General features: G+C 44.7%; 15 protein-coding genes. 7 read left to right on the top strand and 8 right to left on the bottom strand.

Annotation, left to right across the window (positions count from 1 at the left end; all coding sequences use genetic code 11):
• Positions 1-27: 27 nt before the first annotated feature.
• The 4 genes from N5E84_RS13530 to ubiK all read left to right on the top strand — a co-directional run bounded on the left by N5E84_RS13530 (position 28) and on the right by ubiK (position 5272).
• Complete coding sequence (locus N5E84_RS13530; RefSeq protein WP_013855653.1) at positions 28-639, top strand: TetR/AcrR family transcriptional regulator; 612 nt, start codon at positions 28-30, stop codon at positions 637-639.
• Positions 640-657: 18 nt separating this feature from the next.
• On the top strand, positions 658-1764 hold the full coding sequence (locus N5E84_RS13525; RefSeq protein WP_017042454.1) for an efflux RND transporter periplasmic adaptor subunit: 1107 nt from the start codon (positions 658-660) through the stop codon (positions 1762-1764).
• A gap of 11 nt (positions 1765-1775) precedes the next feature.
• A complete protein-coding gene (locus tag N5E84_RS13520; protein ID WP_116285027.1) occupies positions 1776-4898 on the top strand; it encodes a multidrug efflux RND transporter permease subunit in 3123 nt (1040 codons plus the stop codon).
• A gap of 122 nt (positions 4899-5020) precedes the next feature.
• Complete coding sequence (ubiK, locus tag N5E84_RS13515) at positions 5021-5272, top strand: ubiquinone biosynthesis accessory factor UbiK (protein WP_010319855.1); 252 nt, start codon at positions 5021-5023, stop codon at positions 5270-5272.
• A gap of 192 nt (positions 5273-5464) precedes the next feature.
• Here ubiK and ilvC read toward each other — a convergent pair whose 3' ends face one another.
• On the bottom strand, positions 5465-6949 hold the full coding sequence (gene ilvC, locus N5E84_RS13510; protein WP_019281819.1) for a ketol-acid reductoisomerase: 1485 nt from the start codon (positions 6947-6949) through the stop codon (positions 5465-5467).
• 143 nt (positions 6950-7092) lie between these two features.
• Here ilvC and ilvY point away from each other — a divergent pair, with 143 nt between their 5' ends.
• Positions 7093-7983, top strand: a complete 891-nt coding sequence (gene ilvY / locus N5E84_RS13505) for an HTH-type transcriptional activator IlvY (RefSeq protein WP_013855649.1) — start codon at positions 7093-7095, stop codon at positions 7981-7983.
• Between the two features lie 65 nt (positions 7984-8048).
• On the opposite strand, the gene hemN is transcribed toward ilvY, so the two are convergent.
• From hemN to N5E84_RS13480, 5 genes are all read right to left on the bottom strand, one after another.
• A complete protein-coding gene (gene hemN, locus N5E84_RS13500) occupies positions 8049-9443 on the bottom strand; it encodes an oxygen-independent coproporphyrinogen III oxidase (protein WP_019281818.1) in 1395 nt (464 codons plus the stop codon).
• Between the two features lie 138 nt (positions 9444-9581).
• The gene (locus N5E84_RS13495) at positions 9582-10070 is read right to left on the bottom strand and encodes a DUF2489 domain-containing protein (RefSeq protein WP_017042451.1); all 489 of its coding nucleotides are present in this window, start codon (positions 10068-10070) and stop codon (positions 9582-9584) included.
• A gap of 8 nt (positions 10071-10078) precedes the next feature.
• Positions 10079-10633, bottom strand: a complete 555-nt coding sequence (gene yihI, locus N5E84_RS13490; RefSeq protein WP_013855646.1) for a Der GTPase-activating protein YihI — start codon at positions 10631-10633, stop codon at positions 10079-10081.
• On the bottom strand, positions 10633-11271 hold the full coding sequence (locus N5E84_RS13485; protein ID WP_069212130.1) for a class I SAM-dependent methyltransferase: 639 nt from the start codon (positions 11269-11271) through the stop codon (positions 10633-10635). Before N5E84_RS13485 ends, yihI begins: the two co-directional genes overlap by 1 nt.
• A gap of 216 nt (positions 11272-11487) precedes the next feature.
• Positions 11488-12105, bottom strand: a complete 618-nt coding sequence (locus N5E84_RS13480) for a c-type cytochrome (RefSeq protein ID WP_013855644.1) — start codon at positions 12103-12105, stop codon at positions 11488-11490.
• A 167-nt stretch (positions 12106-12272) separates the two neighbouring features.
• On the opposite strand from N5E84_RS13480, the gene yihA reads away from it, so the two are divergent.
• Entirely contained in the window at positions 12273-12986 is a 714-nt protein-coding gene (yihA, locus tag N5E84_RS13475) for a ribosome biogenesis GTP-binding protein YihA/YsxC (protein ID WP_019281817.1), read from the top strand.
• A 737-nt stretch (positions 12987-13723) separates the two neighbouring features.
• Here yihA and polA read toward each other — a convergent pair.
• Entirely contained in the window at positions 13724-16516 is a 2793-nt protein-coding gene (polA, locus tag N5E84_RS13470; protein WP_029388134.1) for a DNA polymerase I, read from the bottom strand.
• Between the two features lie 734 nt (positions 16517-17250).
• Complete coding sequence (hemB, locus tag N5E84_RS13465) at positions 17251-18297, bottom strand: porphobilinogen synthase (RefSeq protein ID WP_029388133.1); 1047 nt, start codon at positions 18295-18297, stop codon at positions 17251-17253.
• Between the two features lie 188 nt (positions 18298-18485).
• Here hemB and N5E84_RS13460 point away from each other — a divergent pair, with 188 nt between their 5' ends.
• Positions 18486-19247: a TatD family hydrolase gene (locus N5E84_RS13460; RefSeq protein WP_029388132.1), complete on the top strand. Its 762-nt coding sequence runs from the start codon at positions 18486-18488 to the stop codon at positions 19245-19247.
• Positions 19248-19337 lie beyond the last annotated feature (90 nt).

Here is a 19337-nt window from a genome sequence, read left to right as displayed (position 1 = left end):
AAGGGGCTATAGTTTGGTCTATAATGAATGAACGTTCATTCACTGTGGGATGTCAGCATGTCTAACTGTATTCACGTGGATAAGTACCAGCAGATATTGGTGGCCGCTGAAAAGCTGATCGCTGAATCTGGATTTCAAGGCTTATCGATGCACAAATTAGCCAAAGAAGCCGGTGTCGCAACAGGAACGATTTACCGTTACTTTGATGACAAAGATCATCTTCTCGTGACCGTTCGCTTGCACGTTTGTCAGCATATTGCTGATGCGGTGCAAGCCAATATTGATGATGAGATGCCTTTGAAAGAACGCTTTAAAATGATGTGGCTTAATATCTGGGAATTAGCACAATCAAGCAGTGCAACACTCAGCAACCGAGTTCAATATGAGTCATTGCCAACAACAATCAGTTGCAATGTTAAGGAACTTGAGCGAAAAATGTTTGCCAAAGTGGATTTACTATTTGATCAAGGTAAAGAGCAGGGATTATTCAAGCCGTTGGATAACCAGATTTTGTCTGCTTTAAGCTTCGAAACAACGGTCGCCCTTGCCCGTAAAAAAGCGATGGAATGTTATCAACTGGATGACAGCGCACTCAGTGCCGTGATTGACGCCAGTTGGGATGCAATTACTCAACACTAACTTGGAGTTCTGACTAGAATGAAAAAGTGGACATTCTTTATGTTACTTATCGCCTTCCTACTGTTTGGTAGCGTGATAGGTTTTAATCTGTTTAAACAACAAAAAATTGCCGAGTTTATGGCCAACCGTCCTGAACCTGAATTTCCAGTGACAGTGACCGATGTAACTCCTGTTGATTGGATCCCAGTGATTGAAGCGATTGGTTTTATTGAACCTAATCAAGGCGTGACACTGACATCTGAAACCAGCGGCGTGATCGATAAGATTTCATTTGAATCAGGGACACAAGTTGAGGAAGACCAACCTTTAGTTTTGCTTGATTCTGCGGTTGAGAAAGCGAATTTAAAAAGCTCACAAGCTCGCCTACCTGCTGCAAAAGCGAAATACGAACGCTATAAAGGTCTATTTGCTAAAGGGTCGATTTCAAAAGAAGCTTATGATGAAGCCGAAGCAAACTACTACTCTTTGTCTGCAGATATTGAAAGTTTAAAAGCTTCTATTGATCGTCGTGAAATCAAAGCTCCCTTTGCTGGTGTGGTGGGTATCCGTAATGTGTATTTAGGCCAATACCTACAGCCAGGCACCGATATTGTTCGCTTGGAAGATACCAGTGTAATGCGTCTGCGCTTTACCGTTCCACAAACGGATATTTCACGTATTTCATTAGGCCAGCAAGTGGATATTTTTATCGATGCTTATCCTAATGCAGCGTTTACAGGATCCATCACTGCGATTGAGCCTGCCGTTAGCGTTCAAAGTGGTTTAATCCAAGTGCAAGCCGATATTCCAAATAGTGACGGTAAACTACGCAGCGGTATGTTTGCTCGTGCCAACATCATCCTGCCGAAATTAGAAAACCAAGTCACGCTTCCTCAAACCGCCATTACCTTCACCCTGTATGGTGATAATGTTTACGTGTTGAAAGAAGAAGATGGCGTTAAACGAGTAGAGCAGCGCGTTGTAAAAGTAGGTGAACGCAAAGGTGCTGTGGCGCATATTTTAGAGGGTGTACAAGATGGAGACATCGTGGTCACTTCAGGTCAAGTGCGCTTAAGTAACCATTCGAAAGTTCGGGTAGTCGAAAGTAATGCGACTACACCACCTGCTGAAACACCGATGCTGTAATTGGAGGAATCATGCATTTTACTGATGTTTTTATAAAACGTCCAGTGCTCGCGGTATCGATCAGCTTTTTGATAGCTCTGCTTGGTTTTCAAGCTATTTTCAAAATGCAGGTTCGTGAATACCCTGAAATGACGAATACCGTTGTTACAGTGAGTACAGGCTATTACGGTGCAAGTGCCGACTTAATCCAAGGTTTTATCACTCAACCTTTGGAACAAGCAGTCGCACAAGCCGACAACATTGATTATATGACTTCTTCTTCGGTATTGGGTAAATCAACGATTACCGTAACGATGAAGCTCAATACCGATCCCAACGCTGCACTTTCAGATGTGTTAGCAAAAACGAACTCGGTACGCTCACAGCTTCCTAAAGAGGCCGAAGATCCGACGGTAACTATGTCTACCGGCTCAACCACCGCGGTGCTGTATATTGGTTTCACTAGTGATGAACTTAGTTCAAGCCAAATTACTGACTATCTTGAGCGTGTATTTAACCCTCAAATATTCACCGTCAACGGCGTCTCTAAGATTGACTTGTATGGTGGCATGAAATACGCCCTTCGCATTTGGCTTGATCCAGCAAAAATGGCAGGACTACAGCTCACTGCGGGCGATGTGATGAACGTGCTGAATGCCAACAACTATCAATCAGCAACAGGACAAGCCACTGGCGAATTCGTGCTGTATAACGGTAGTGCCGATACGCAAGTGTCAAATGTCGATGAGCTGAAAAACCTGGTGGTTAAAACGGGCGACGGCAATGTTATTCGCCTAGGTGATATTGCAAACGTCACGCTAGAAAAAAGCCATGATGTTTACCGCGCAAGTGCAAACGGCCGAGAAGCGGTTGTAGCAGCCATCAACGCAGCACCTAGCGCAAACCCAATCAACATTGCTCAAGATGTGTTGGATCTGTTACCGCAGTTAAAGCGTAATCTACCAAGTAACATCGAAATGAACGTGATGTATGACTCCACGGTGGCGATCAATGAATCGATCCACGAGGTCATAAAAACCATCGCTGAAGCCGCCTTGATCGTACTTGTCGTCATTACCCTATTCCTAGGCTCTTTACGTGCCGTTATCATCCCGATTGTTACCATTCCACTATCCTTAGTTGGTGTTGCTATGGTAATGCAGGGAATGGGCTTCTCATGGAACTTGATGACACTGCTAGCGATGGTATTGGCTATCGGCCTTGTGGTGGATGATGCAATCGTTGTACTAGAAAACGTTGACCGCCACATTAAGCTGGGTGAATCACCATTTCGTGCCGCGATTATTGGTACTCGTGAAATCGCCGTTCCGGTAATTGCGATGACGCTGACACTGGGCGCCGTTTATGCACCGATAGCGATGATGGGTGGCATAACAGGCTCACTCTTTAAAGAGTTTGCACTCACACTGGCTGGTGCTGTATTTGTTTCAGGTATTGTTGCACTGACACTTTCACCCATGATGTGTTCTAAAATGCTTAAAGCGCACGAAGAGCCCAACAAGTTTGAACAAAAAGTGCATGGATTACTTGATTCAATGAGTAACCGCTACACGAAATTACTCGAGAAAGTAATGCAGCGCCGTCCTGTCGTGATTGCCTTTGCGGTGATCGTGTTTGCCAGCCTGCCTATGCTGTTCAAATTCATTCCAAGTGAGCTTGCCCCTTCTGAAGATAAAGGCGTGGTCATGTTAATTGGTACGGGTTCTTCGAATGCGAACTTGGACTATTTACAAAACACCATGAATGACGTGAATACGATTCTGTCTGAACAGCCAGAAGTTCAGTTTGCTCAAGTCTTTACCGGTGTTCCAAGCTCCAACCAAGCGTTTGGTATTGCCTCTATGGTGCCTTGGAGTGAACGCCAGGCAAGCCAAGCTGAGGTTGCCACTCGAGTCGGCACCTTAGTGCAAGATATTCCAGGCATGGCCGTGACGGCCTTCCAAATGCCTGAACTTCCCGGCGCAGGCTCTGGATTGCCAATTCAATTTGTCATCACTACACCCAATAGCTTTGAAAGTTTGTTTGCTATTGCCACTGAAGTGCTAACAGAAGTGAAAGCAAGCCCGATGTTTGTGTACTCCGATTTAGACCTCAATTACGATTCTGCGACGATGAAAATCAATATCGACAAAGATAAAGCTGGGGTTTATGGCATCACGATGAAGGATATTGGCACGACATTAGGGACCATGATGGCGGATGGCTATGTCAACCGCATCGATCTCAATGGCCGCTCTTATGAAGTGATCCCGCAGGTTGAACGTAAATATCGCCTCAACCCTGAATCGATGAATCACTACTTTGTGCGTGCCGTTGACGGAAAAATGATCCCATTAGGGAGCCTAATTACCATTGATGTGATTGCAGAGCCGCGCTCACTGCCACACTTTAACCAGCTAAACTCGGCAACCGTCGGAAGTGTACCGGGCCCAGGAGTTGCAATGGGTGATGCGATTACGTGGTTTGAGGATGTTGCCGCGACTAAACTGCCCGCAGGCTACAACCACGATTATATGGGTGAAGCACGTCAATACGTGACTGAGGGAAGCGCACTCTACGCGACCTTTGGTTTGGCACTCGCCATCATCTTCTTGGTACTGGCGATTCAATTTGAGTCGTTAAAAGATCCATTGGTTATCATGGTATCTGTTCCTCTCGCCATTTGCGGAGCATTAATTGCACTGGCTTGGGGCGCAGCAACCATGAACATCTACTCGCAAGTAGGGTTGATTACACTGGTTGGTCTTATCACCAAGCACGGTATTCTTATTTGTGAAGTAGCGAAAGAAGAGCAGCTACACCATAACAAGTCTCGCATCGAAGCGGTGATGGAGGCAGCCAAAGTGCGTCTTCGCCCAATTCTAATGACGACAGCAGCGATGATTGCAGGTTTGATCCCGTTGATGTACGCAACGGGTGCAGGTGCAGCTCAGCGCTTTAGTATTGGTATTGTGATTGTGGCAGGTCTTGCGATTGGTACACTATTTACGCTATTCGTACTGCCTGTAATTTACAGCTATCTAGCCGAAAAACATAAGCCACTGCCTGTGTTTGTTGAGGATAAAGACCTCGAAAAGCTAGCCAGAGTTGACGAGGCCAAAGCAGCACAACGCCGACTCGCTGAAAATAAATAACACAATATAATTAAGACTGCTTCAAAAAAGGCCACCTCAGTGGCCTTTTTCTTACCTTGAATAACGACATTCTCAGCTCAATTGCTTAGAATGGAGACAAACTGACAGGAGTGTAAGCCGCTATGTTTGACCCTAAAAAACTTGAGCAAATTGCCAAACAAATTCACGATTCAATGCCTCAACCCGTAAAAGATTTGGGTGCCGACGTTGATCAAAAAATCCGCCAAGTGATCCAAGGCCAATTAAATAAATTGGACGTGGTGAGCCGTGAAGAATTTGATGTACAGACTCAAGTATTGATGCGTACTCGCCAAAAGCTCACTGAAATGGAGCAAAAATTGGCCGAGCTAGAAGCGAAAATCACCGCCAAATAATATTGCCCGGTTGAGATAAAAATTTCCCAATAAAAAAGGCTTGGTCAACGGCGACCAAGCCTTTTGTTTTATATTGTGTTTGCTTTTGTATTTATTCTCTCCAGTCAGTCTGGAGCTTTACGTCATCATTCTCGTCATTGAAAAGGGGCGAACTCTCGGCCCCTTCTTAACCACCGGAAGGTGAATTAGCCTTTAGCCACCGAAAGCAATGCGTTTCATATCTGTCATGTAACCGCGCAACTCTTCACCGATGTACTCAACCGGATGGTTGCGAAGAATTTCGTTCACTTCAATCAAGGTCGCGTTATCAACGAAATTCGAGCTTTCACCAAGGCCTTTACCAATCACATCAGTAGATACTTTTGGCATGAACTTTTCGCGCAGTAAAGGTGTTGCGACATTGGCAAACAGGTAATTACCATACTCTGCCGTATCAGAAATAACCACGTTCATTTCATACAAACGCTTACGTGCTACTGTGTTAGCTATCAGTGGCAGCTCATGCAGGGATTCATAGTAAGCTGACTCTTCAACAATACCGGAAGCCGTCATAGCTTCAAATGCCAGCTCAACCCCAGCACGAACCATGGCAATCATCAAAATACCTTTGTCGAAGTACTCTTGCTCAGTGATCTGTACATCAGACTGTGGGTAGTTTTCAAACGCAGTTTCACCGGTTTCAGCACGCCAGCCCAGCAAATCAGCATCATCGTTGGCCCAGTCAGCCATCATAGTGCTAGAGAAATGACCAGAAATAATGTCATCCATATGTTTGTTGTACAGTGGGCGCATCAAGTCTTTAAGCTCTTCAGATAGCTCAAACGCTTTGATTTTTGCTGGGTTTGATAGGCGATCCATCATGTGAGTGATGCCACCAAATTTCAGCGCTTCGGTTACCGTTTCCCAACCGTATTGCAGTAGTTTACCTGCGTAACCTGGGTCAATACCTTCTGCTACCATCTTCTCATAGCACACAATCGAACCCGCTTGTAGCATGCCACACAAGATGGTTTGCTCGCCCATAAGGTCCGATTTTACTTCGGCAACGAAAGAGGATTCCAAACAGCCAGCACGATGACCGCCCGTTCCGGCCGCCCAAGCTTTTGCGATATCCCAACCTTCACCTTGAGGGTCATTTTCTGGGTGAACAGCAAGCAAAGTCGGCACGCCGAAACCACGCTTATACTCTTCACGCACTTCGGTTCCCGGGCACTTAGGCGCCACCATCACAACCGTGATGTCTTTACGGATCTGCATCCCTTCTTCAACCACGTTGAAGCCGTGAGAATACCCCAATGCTGCACCTTTTTTCATCAGCGGCATGATGGTTTCGACAACATTGCTGTGCTGTTTATCTGGCGTTAGGTTAATTACCAAGTCTGCTTGAGGAATGAGCGTTTCATAGCTACCCACTTCAAAACCATTCTCTTTAGCATTTTTATAGGACTGACGCTGTTCGTCGATCGCCGCTTGACGCAATGCATAAGAGACATCAAGGCCAGAGTCTCGTAAATTCAGACCTTGGTTTAAACCTTGTGCACCACAACCGACAATCACCACTTTCTTACCTTTAAGGTACTCGGCTTCGCTTTCAAACTCAGAGCGATCCATAAAGCGGCAACGACCAAGTTGGTCAAGTTGTTGGCGTAGATTTAGGGTATTGAAATAGTTAGCCATGTTAGCGCTCTCCTTTAAAGATTCTTTCCATCAGGTCGGTTTCTAGAACCGAATAAACTGATACTAAAGCAGACATCAAGTTGCTTAAAGTGATATATTCACAATTAGTTATTGCAATTTATGCAACGTGATGTGATTAACTTATGAACATTAAAAACCTGCAGATGTTTATCCATCTGTGTGAGAGTAAAAACTTCAGTAAGACCGCCGCCGCGATGCACATCAGCCCATCCGCGCTCAGCCGGCAGATCCAGAAGCTGGAAGAAGAAACTAGCCAAAGCTTATTTGTGCGTGATAATCGTAGCGTTGAGCTAACGCCAGCAGGCAGTAAACTGGTTCCTGTTGCACTCAAAATCATTACAGAGTGGCAGCAATATAACGTACAAATGAAAAACCAAAACAGCGTATTACAAGGGGAAATTCGCTTGTTTTGCTCAGTCACCGCCAGCTACAGCCACCTGCCTCAGTTACTGTCCGATTTTCGAGTTCGCCATCCGTATATTGAGTTCAAACTCTTGACTGGCGATCCTGCTCAAGCGATTGATAAGATTTTGAATGATGAAGCGGATATTGCCATTTCAGCCATGCCCGAACAGCTACCAGCTCGCGTTGAATTTGAAACGATTGGTGAAATCCCCTTATCGGTGATCGCGCCGCTCGGGATCAGTAGCTTTATCGAACAACTGCAAAATGACACACCCGATTGGTCAGTTGTCCCTTTTATTGTTCCTGAAGCGGGAACGGCAAGAGATAGAGCCAATGCATGGTTTAAAAAAATGAAGATCAAACCCAATATTTACGCGCAGAGCTCAGGGCATGAAGCGATTGTCAGCATGGTCGCGCTCGGTTGTGGTATCGGCATTGCGCCGGATGTGGTGATCAACAATAGCCCGGTGAGAGACAAGATCCAGCGCCTTAAATTAGCACCCGTAAAACCATTTCAGCTCGGTGTGTGCTGCAAACGCTCACAGCTTGATAACCCATTAATCAAAGCATTGTGGGATGTTGCAGCGAATAAATACCTGACGCCATAACTCATCCCTCTTTTCAAAGAAAAAGCCACTGACGAGCAGTGGCTTTTTGATTCATGGTAAGGGCATTAAATTACCCGCGAAAATTGTTGCTGACGAGCACGAACACGAACACGCAAGTATTTATCAAAGCACATGCAGATGTTGCGGATCAACAACCGCCCGCGCAAAGTAACGCGGATCTCTTTTTCATCGACTTCCACTAACTCATCATCAATAAAAGTTTGTAGTAACTCAAGATCTTGCTTGAAGTAGTGATTAAACGTCACGTTAAACTGTGCTTCAATTTGGCTTTTATCCAGTTTGAAATTGCAGATAAGCTGCTTGATCACTTCGCGACGAAGTAAGTCATCACTATCCAGTGCCACCCCTTTCCAGAGTGCATGACGTAACTCATTGACTTGCTCATAGTATTTTTTCAGCTCTTTTTGGTTCTGCGCATACGCATCCCCAATCATTGAAATGGCTGAGACACCAAAGCCAACTAAGTCGCAGTTACCTTGCGTGGTATAACCTTGAAAGTTGCGATGTAAAATGCCTTCACGCTGCGCGACGGCCAACTCATCATTGGGCAGAGCAAAATGGTCCATGCCAATGAACTGATAACCAGCACCTGTCAAGGTCGCGATCGTGTCTTGTAATATGGCCAGTTTTTCTTCCGCCGTAGGTAGATCTTCATCTTTAATCTTACGCTGCGCAGCGAACAGCTGCGGCATGTGCGCGTAGTTAAATACCGACAATCGACCCGGCTTCATCTCCAACACTTGCGCTAATGTTTTAGCAAAAGAGCCTTTAGTCTGCTTAGGCAAGCCGTATATGAGATCAAGGTTGGTTGAGCGAAAACCCAGTTGTTTAGCTCGTTCCGCCATAGCAAAAATAAAGGTTTCATCTTGCTCGCGGTTCACCAGCTTTTGCACTTCTTTGTTGAAATCTTGTACGCCGATGCTCAGGCGGTTAAATCCTTCGCTGCGCAGGTGATCAAGCATCTCTAACTCGATTTCACGCGGATCAACTTCAATACTGATTTCTGCGTCATTTTCAAAGCGGAACTCACCACGCAAAATGGCCATTAAACGGCTAATTTGCAATTGAGTTAAAAAGGTTGGTGTGCCACCACCGAAATGCAGTTGTGTGACTCTACGGCCATGCAGCAAAGAGGCTCGTTGGCGAATCTCATGTTCGAGCACATCTAAATAGTCGTCAGCTTTATGCGAATGACGGGTAATCACCTTATTACAACCACAGTAGTAACAAAGTTTGTGACAAAACGGGATATGAATATAAAGCGAAAGTGGCCTGTCAGAGTATTGGGCACACGCCATATCATAATCGGCAATAGTAAATGCTTCATGGAATTCAAGTGCTGTAGGATAAGAGGTATAACGCGGGCCTGAATAGTTATACTTATCTAAAACAGCTTGATCCCATACGATCTGTTGGCTGGGTACGACTTGCGAAGACATGCTGTGCTTTCCGTTCGAAACTTTGACGGGCTATTTTGCCACATGACAATGATGGACGTCGGGTGACAAAACGAAATTTGTGTATAAATGTTCTAAACTGCTAACGCGATCACTCACTCGAAAGAGGCAGTCGAGCCATTACATCATTTGAATCGGAATTTGACTATTCAAAGGGGCAATGCGTTTTTGCAGAACTTTTAACTCTTCAACAATCGCATCCATTAAACGGGCCTCCGCCTTTTGGCGCACTAAGTTATGCTTCATTCGCTCTTGTTTAGCGAGTTGGCTGCGCTCTTCGCCACGCGGCATATCCTTCACTATAGAATACAGTTCGGAAATAGCGGGATACGAACTATCAAAGTCGATTCTCTGTTCGCCTTGAACATAATCCATAATGCAGTAGACACGGATGCTGATCTCGGAGAGATCACATTGGCCTTGAATCCCAGCCATGCAAAGCGTATTTACGCTATCAAAAATATTTGCATTGCGTTTTTCAATGGCCAATGTTTGATGTTGAAGCTGCAAATCCTTTTGCTTTTTCAGTTGCAGCAGAAGGTAACCAGCGTAAGACGCTAAGCCGAGAATAATGATTCCACCAGCAATGGCTAACAAGGTTACATTCATGGCACTTTCTATCCTTTTAAATCATTTAGGTCGAAGCCTTCAAAATCTGATAATAAATCATCATCTGAACGTGATTTTTTGGCACTACCGCCAGTCACGATTGGCTCGAAAACATCTTCTTGCTCTTCAGCATACAGACCAAGTTGCTTCATCAGTGCTTCAATACGATCGAGTTTCTCATCAACGTATTTTTGCAAGCCGGCACCTAGGTTTTCGCCATTATCAATACGATCGAGCAACACGTTCAATTGCGCATCATTTTCCAGCATTTCGAGCTCTTGCTCAGCCGACAAACGACGCTCTTGCTTGGTCATTTTCTTCGCTGGCTCAACCACCAGAGGAATTTTTTTCTTGCTGCCTAAACGTGGATCGCGCGCTTTAGCGGCTTCTCGCTGCTGCTGATCTGAACCATCGGAATGGCGGCTACCCGCTTTCAGACCTTTCTGTTTTTTAACTCGCTTACGCAAACGGCCTTCAACATCTGCCTCACTGCGATTACGCGTGACAATCACGTCGCCTTCACCGGCTGAACCCGGCTTTCTCGATTTTTTACTACGGCTCATTACTGGGGTTTCCTCAGTAAAATTACATCATTACCAATAAATTCAAGTTCAAGCTCATCCCGCTTGGCCAAGTACTGGAAGGTTTCACGACTAAAAAAGATCACATGTGTGAGATCATTTTTGTAGTGCCACCCAGCAAACGCCTCCACGTCTTTGACTAGTTTGGTCATTAACCCAATCCAGCCTCCTGGCTTAACTAAATTTAACCATTGCTGCCAAACTTGGTGCGGCTTATGTAAATGCTCAATCACTTCAGTGGCAGTCATAAAATCATAGGTCGCCTGCAACACCTTTTCATCTGGATGAAAAAAGATATCGTATAACGACATTGTGTGCCCAGCCTCTTCCAACATAATGGATAAGGTTGGCCCCGGCCCACAACCAAAATCTAACCCGTTAGATGCCGGAGAAAGCCTCTCCAACATCGGCGCACAAACGCGTGACAAAAACTGGCGATAACCCCTATCCTGCGGGTTATTTTCATGCAAATCATAAAATGCTTTTTCCGCTTTTTCGTCAAGACGATGTTCAGGGCTAACAAACACAAGTGCACAGTGTTGGCACTGCAGATAAGGGCGAACTTTATCGGCAAAATAAGGAACTATTTGTTCACTAAAACATAATGAGCAAATGTGCATGTAACATCCTCAAACAGGGATGCGCAACATACCAGAAAGTGGCATTAGAGTGGAGAGTCAGCGCGTATTTTTTCACCAGCTAGGCAAAAAAAGATAAAAAAAGCGATAGGTAAGCCGATCATTGAGCAAAAAATTACGTTTTCTTCAGTACAAAAGAAAACGCCCTAGCTCAGTGCTAAGGCGTTTTCAAACAACAGTGCTCGAACGGTGTAGGGTTTAGTGAAGGCCGCCAACGTATTTAGAAAGTATTTCGATGTCAGTGTCGCTGAGCTTTTTCGCGACATCACGCATCATGGCATTCATATCATTATTACGAGCGTCATCGCGGAATTTTTGCAGTTGAGCTTTGATGTAGTCAGCATGCTGACCAGAAATTTTAGGGAAACCTGAAAGCTCAGTACCATTACCACGCGGGCCATGACACGCAATACAAGCGGTTAAACCACGCTCTGCATCACCTGCGCTATAAAGTGCTTTTCCTTTCACTGCAACGTCTTCAGGCGTTGAGTTCGCTGAAATAGTTTGTGATGCAAAATACGCTGCAAGATCAGCTATATCTTCGTCGCTAAGAGGCATCGCCATGGCACTCATTACGGGATCGTAACGACCTTGTTTGCCACCGCTTGTCATTCCCAGTTTGAGATCATGCAATTGCTTCTCTATGTATTTCTCATGCTGACCAGCAATTTTAGGATAGATTGTAAGTAGACTATTGCCATCAGCACTGTGACAGGCAACACACGTTTGGGATTTTGCTTTACCAGCTTCAATGCTGCCTTGGGCCCACACTGAGCAGCTGGCTAAAAGACTCAAGATTAGCGCTAATTTCTTCATGACATTCCATTTATAATTATCAAGCTTCCAGTACCACTTTGCAGTTGCTACTCACTCTCAGTGGCGACTCATGGTACAATAGGCGACCTTATGCCGAGCACGGTTATTTTACACAATTTCACAAAAAAGTAATCAATCGACTACACAAAGTCGAGATGGAGTTAACAGTGAGCGTAAAAATTCATTATCAAAACACGCATTTCATTACCAGTGCGCCTGACATTCGTCATCTACCTGATGATGAAGGGATCGAAATTGCGTTTGCAGGACGCTCCAATGCAGGTAAGTCGAGTTCGTTGAATCGCTTAACGAATCAGAAGAGCTTGGCTAAAACCAGTAAAACTCCGGGTCGAACCCAACTGATCAACCTATTTAAAGTCACTGAAGGTTGTCATATTGTGGATTTACCGGGCTATGGTTTTGCTCAAGTTCCTTTGGAACTAAAGAAAAAATGGCAAAAATCATTAGGTGAATACCTACAAAAGCGTAAGAGCTTAAAAGGGCTGGTTGTGCTAATGGACATTCGCCATCCGATGAAAGATCTCGACCAGCAATTGATTTCTTGGGCTGTCGATTGCTACATCCCAGTACTAGTACTACTGACTAAAGCGGACAAGCTAAAAAGTGGCGCACGTAAAGCTCAAGTGTTAAAAATTCGTGAAGAGGCACGCTCTTTTGGCGGCGATGTCACTGTCGATGCTTTTTCATCATTGAAAGGCTTAGGCGTCGATGTGCTGCGTAACAAATTGGATACGTGGTTTGCACCCGCACTCGCACATTTAGCCGAGCAAGAAACAGTGGAAGAGATGGATGAGTGTGATTCAACTCATTTAGACTTAGAAGAGATAGAAGAGAATCCAGACCATTCTGAAGAACACTAAAAATCGTGACTCCAACAGAGCCCTACCTAATCGTGGGGCTTTTTTTATGGGCTTTAAATCCAAATGCGAATAGTAAAAAGAAAAATCCCCACCATCCTGGTGGGGCAACGGGAGAGAAGTAGGAGGTAATTTATTATTGTTTTGCTAAGCATTCCTTAATCCCTCCAACTTTTCAATAGGTCAAAGAGTCATCAATTCACTCACCTACCGAACACTCCTCTGGCTCACCCCAACAAAATCAACATAACACAATGAATATTAATGATATTTAAACATATTCTTTGTGTTTGAGGCGAACTTGATTTCTCATTAGAAATAATCAAAGTGTGACTGTTAGCCAGTTACAGAATTAGGTGTTTATAAAAGAAATAAAGTAACTACTCAGCAATAGAATAGTGTGTTTTTATCACCTAAATTCTCGTAAAAAACAGTGATGAATATTTTCTTTGGCCCAATAAAAAACGCCCCAGTCAAATACTGACTGGGGCGGCTGAATCAGCCTAATCCAATAACGTGAAACAAAAGGTCTGAAAGATAGAACATCTTACCTCTGTACCCTACGAGAGTTAATGTATAACAAATGGTCAGAAATGAAAACTATTTTTGTAGTTTTTTTTCATTAAAATTTTATTAAACAACACAAAGTTTAAAATCAAGAACACTTGTTTCTAGGCCATAAAAAAGCCGACATTTGTGCGTCGGCTCATATAAATTAGCTAATTCTGCTTAAAAAACAACTAATGCGCCTGATCCCAGTTGTCTCCATGACCAGTATCCGCGACCAATGGCACCGCTAGCGTTGCCGCTGATTCCATCAATTGTTGTACTTTAATTTCAATTTCGGCTAAAGCCGTCTCTTGCACCTCAAACACCAGTTCATCGTGCACTTGCATCAAGAGTTTAACGCGTCCCTGTCCATGCTCCTCAATCCAAGCATCGACTAATAGCATCGCTTTTTTGATGATATCCGCCGCCGTACCTTGCATTGGAGCATTGATCGCGGCACGTTCAGCGGCTTTGCGGCGCATCCCATTACGCGATTTAATTTCAGGCAGATGCAAACGGCGACCAAATAAAGTTTCAACATAGCCAAGTTCACTAGCCGTAGAGCGTGTATCTTCCATGTATTGCATCACGCCAGGATAACGCTCAAAGTATTTATCCATATATTCTTGGGCTTCATAACGAGGAATGCCGAGCTGCTTGGCTAAACCAAAGGCGCTCATCCCGTAAATCAAACCAAAGTTAACCGCTTTCGCACGGCGACGCTGCTCACTGCTGACTTGCTCAATACTCACTCCAAGAATTTCAGCCGCGGTCGCTGCATGGATATCTTTCCCTTGCTGGAATGCTTCAAGCAGCGCTCTATCGCCGGACAAGTGCGCCATAATCCGCAGCTCAATTTGCGAGTAATCGATAGCCAGAATTTTCCAGCCATGAGGAGCGATAAAGGCTTGACGGATCCGGCGTCCTTCTTCGTTACGGATCGGAATGTTTTGCAAATTTGGATCGGTTGAAGACAAACGACCAGTGGCGGTTACAGCTTGGTGATACGAGGTATGCACTCGCCCTGTGGTTGGGTTGATCATTTTAGGCAGTTTATCGGTATAGGTTGATTTCAACTTAGCTAAACCACGATGTTCAATGATTACTTTAGGCAGAGGATAACCGTCGAGTGCCAACTCTTGCAGTACTTCTTCATTGGTGGAAGGTGTACCTGTTGGCGTTTTCTTAATCACCGGTAGCCCCATCTGTTCAAACAAAATGGTTTGCAGCTGTTTTGGTGAGCTTAGGTTGAAAGGTTGACCCGCGATATCAAACGCTTGTTGTTCTAGTTGCTCTAAACGAGCAGCGATTTCATGTGATTGCGCGCCAAGCAACATATCATCAATCATCACGCCTGTGCGTTCCATACGTGACAACACGGGAACAAGAGGTACTTCTATCTGTTGGTAGATGCGATTGAGCTTCTCATCTTGCTCAATATGGCTCATCAAACGGTGATGAAGTCGCAAAGTCACATCAGCATCTTCCGCAGCGTACGGTGCCGCTTGCTCAAGTTCGATTTGGTTGAAGGTCAGCTGGTTTTTACCTTTGCCCGCCACCTGTCCGAATGAAATACAGCTGTGTTGCAAGAATCGTAGCGCCAAACTGTCCATATCATGTTTGCCACCGACGCTGTTGTACACATAAGATGCGAGCATCGTATCGTGCTTGATGCCTTTCATATTGATACCGTAACGCGCAACAATGCTGGCATCGTATTTTAGGTTCTGCCCCACTTTGGCTTGGCTTTCATCTTCTAAAATGGGTTTAAGTTGGGCGAGTACCCAATCACGGTCCAGTTGCTTTGGTGCGTCAAGATAGTCATGCGCAACAGGAACATACGCTGCAACGCCCTCTTCGATTGCAAAAGAGAGGCCAACTAAATTCGCTACCATATAATCGAGGCTGTCGGTTTCCGTATCAAACGCAAACACTTCTGCCGCTTTCAGTTTTTCTAACCAAGCATTAAACGTCTCTTCATCTAAAATGGTTTGATATTGGCTGCGATCAATCGTGGCGGCGGTTGTATCCATCTCCTTTGATTGTGAAGAAGAAGTGTTTACCGCACCCACTTTTTCATCAGCGTCAATCACCCCATTACCACCATCCAGCAATTCTGTTAACCAAGATTTAAACGTGAGCTGACCATAAAGCTTAATCAACTCATCAATATTGGGCTGGGTTTTGCACAAGGTCTCTGGTTTCTCTTCCAAAGCGACATCCAGCTTGATGGTGGCCAATTGGTAAGAGAGAAATGCGTTTTCACGGTTATCCGCCAGTTTTTGCGCCATAGTTTTAGAACCACGGAAGCCCAGTAGCGCAATTTTTTCGAGGTTATCGTAAATTTGCTCTAGGCTGCCAATGCCTTGTAGTAACGCAATCGCTGTTTTCTCACCGACACCCGGTACACCAGGAATGTTATCGACTTTATCGCCCATCAAGGCCAGATAATCGATGATAAGCTCAGGAGGGATACCGAATTTTTCAATCACCCCTTCACGGTCAAGTACCACATTCGTCATGGTATTGATCAAGGTGACATTCTCGTCCACCAGCTGTGCCATGTCTTTATCACCAGTGCTGATCAGCACTGGCATGCCAGCTTGTGATGCTTGAGAGGCTAGCGTACCAATCACGTCATCGGCTTCGACACCTTCAATCGATATCAGCGGTAGCCCCATCGCACGGATAACATTGTGCAACGGCTCAATCTGACAACGTAGATCATCAGGCATTGGTGGACGGTTAGCTTTGTATTGTGGGTACATATCATCGCGGAAGGTTTTTCCTTTCGCGTCAAAAATAACCACCATACGCTCAGCGGAAAACTGGCGCATCATGCTACGGAGCATATTGACCACGCCATAGACAGCATTAGTTGGAATTTCGCCATTACTCATGGTGCCTGGGTAGGCATGAAATGCACGGTAAAGGTAAGAAGAGCCATCAATCAGAATGAACGGGTTGTCAGGTATGCGAGCCATAGTCTTTTGCAATCCAAAGCGAGTACGAAATGTAGTGGCTAAGGATGCCATGACTGTCTTGAGGATTCCACGCCAATGCACCTTGAGCAACGAAACATTTTGCTGATTTGTCCACCACCGCAAATGACACTCTGTGGATAACTCTGTTCATAGTTTTTATCCACTGGTTATTAAACAGTGATTAACGAGGAAACAAATGACATTAAATTATTGTTTATAAATGAATAAAACAAAGATCGAACATTCCTATCATGATCTTTTTACGATCATTGATTGTGGAAAAGACTATCGATGGCCTTTTATTCACAACAAAAGCATCCTCTTGAAAATGAGCGATAAAAAAAGCGACACCCGAGGATGTCGCCTAGCAAAAACAGGTAAAACTAAGTGAAGTGATTCATTCAGCCTTACGATAAAGCTATAAATTACACTGGAAGCAATGTGAGCAATGTCGTGTCAAAAAGAACTTGCGTAAGTTCGTCGCCAATTTGTCTTGTTACTTTTAACACCTAGCAATTCGTTAATCGTAAACTCGACGTCCTTGTGAACTTCGCCATTCCCTAAGACATGGTTAATAATAATGATTCTCATTTAATTATCAACCCCTAAATGAGAAAAAATCTCATTTATTTTCTAATCATGCTAAAAACACCTACCCATCTATTTCATGAAATCTTTTTTTAATTGATTTTCAAATAGATAGAAAAACTCGCTCCCCAGACTAAATTCACAACTTAGTTATCTTGATGTAAATATTGTGCCGTTTTGGCGTTATCTTCTGCCAGCCACTGCGCAACGTCTTTAGCAAAATAGGTTAAAATGCCGTCTGCCCCAGCGCGTTTAAAGCACAATAATGACTCCATTACGGTTTCACGTTCTTTGAGCCAACCATTTAAAATGGCCGCTTTATGCATCGCATATTCGCCAGACACTTGATACGCAAACGTAGGAACTTGTAATTCAGATTTCACGCGGCGCACCACATCAAGGTATGGCATGCCGGGCTTCACCATCACCATGTCAGCCCCTTCATTGATATCCATCGCCACTTCGTGAATGGCTTCATCGCTGTTGGCCGGATCCATCTGATAGTTTTTCTTGTCTCCCCCTTTCAGGTTCGAAGAGGAACCAACCGCATCGCGGAATGGGCCGTAATAACATGACGCGTATTTCGCAGAGTAAGCCATGATCTGTGTGTGAATAAAACCCGCCTCTTCAAGCGCTTCGCGGATCTTACCAATTCGTCCATCCATCATATCGGAAGGGGCAACCACATCGGCACCGGCTGCAGCGTGAGACAGCGCTTGTTTGATCAACACCTCGGTGGTCTCATCATTCATCACATAGCCACTTTCATCGATGATGCCATCTTGGCCATGGGTCGTGAAAGGATCCAGCGCGACGTCGGTAATGACACCCATTTGTGGTATATGCTCTTTTAATAATTTCACCGCACGTTGCACTAAGCCGTCAGGATTATGTGCTTCAGCAGCACACAAGCTTTTAGCATCTTGATTAACCACTGGAAAAAGTGCGATGGCTGGCACGCCGAGATTAGCCAAATACAGCACTTCTTCGAGCATTAAGTCGATAGAGAGACGCTCAATACCGGGCATAGACTCCACTGGCTCGCGGCGATCTTTACCCATCAAAATAAACATGGGATAAATTAAATCATTAACCGATAACTGATTCTCAGCCATCAAACGGCGGCTAAAATCATGCTTGCGTAAGCGACGCATGCGACGCCCTGGGAACTGACCTTGAATGGATACTGACACTCTCTTCTCCTTGTTTATACGCGGTGTGAGAAAGCATTCTTTCTTCACTACCGCTATCGCTCAAGTGTGGCGAAATCATATCACTCTCGCTTTTTGACGCTAGCGCCAATCGACAAAAATCAGAAAAATGACCTCAGGCTCACACTTCCGTATACTGTTCTCCCACTCTCTGTTTATCGAGACACACCATGATTGACACTCACGCTCACATTTATGCCGCTGAATTTGATCACGATCGAGATGAGGTCGTGCAACGCGCTAAGGCGCAAGGCATTGAGGCTATTTTGTTGCCCAATATCGATCTTGCCTCCATTGAGCCTATGCTTAAAACAGAAGCGGCTTACCCTGAACTTTGCCGATCGATGATGGGGCTGCACCCATGCTATGTAGATGGAAATGTGAAGCAAACGCTAGCGGTTATAGAATCTTGGCTAGATAAACACCCTTTTATCGCCATTGGTGAAATTGGCATTGATCTGTATTGGGACAAAACCTTTCAGGCCGAACAAGAGATGGCTTTCGGCACTCAACTTAATTGGGCCAAAGAGCGCGATTTGCCTGTTGTCATCCACACTCGTGATTCCATCACTCAAACTCTACAACTGCTGGAAAAAGAGCAAGATGGCTCACTTAGCGGTGTATTCCACTGTTTTGGCGGCACGCTTGAAGAAGCTAAAGCAATTAATGAGCTAGGGTTTCATCTTGGGATTGGTGGTGTATCAACGTTTAAAAATGGCGGTATGGATAAAGTATTACCGCATCTCGATATGAACTTTGTTCTGCTAGAAACAGATTGTCCCTATTTAGCCCCTGTCCCTCACAGAGGTAAGCGCAACGAACCAGCTTACACAACGCTAGTTGCCAAACGCATCGCAGAACTCACTGAACTCTCGTTGGTTGAAGTGAATAACATTACAAACACTAATGCTAACTCACTGTTTAAATTATAATTTATAGAACTATAGATAGAGTGACATACACATCAGCGTGATATATGTCACAAAAATAATCACCCAAACACTATAGTATGCGGCAAAATT

This window comes from Vibrio sp. J502 (genome assembly GCF_025397955.1).
Taxonomy (GTDB): Bacteria; Pseudomonadota; Gammaproteobacteria; order Enterobacterales; family Vibrionaceae; genus Vibrio; species Vibrio anguillarum.
The sequence above is the reverse complement of the archived record's forward strand: the minus strand, read 5'-3'. Positions and strand labels throughout refer to the sequence as shown.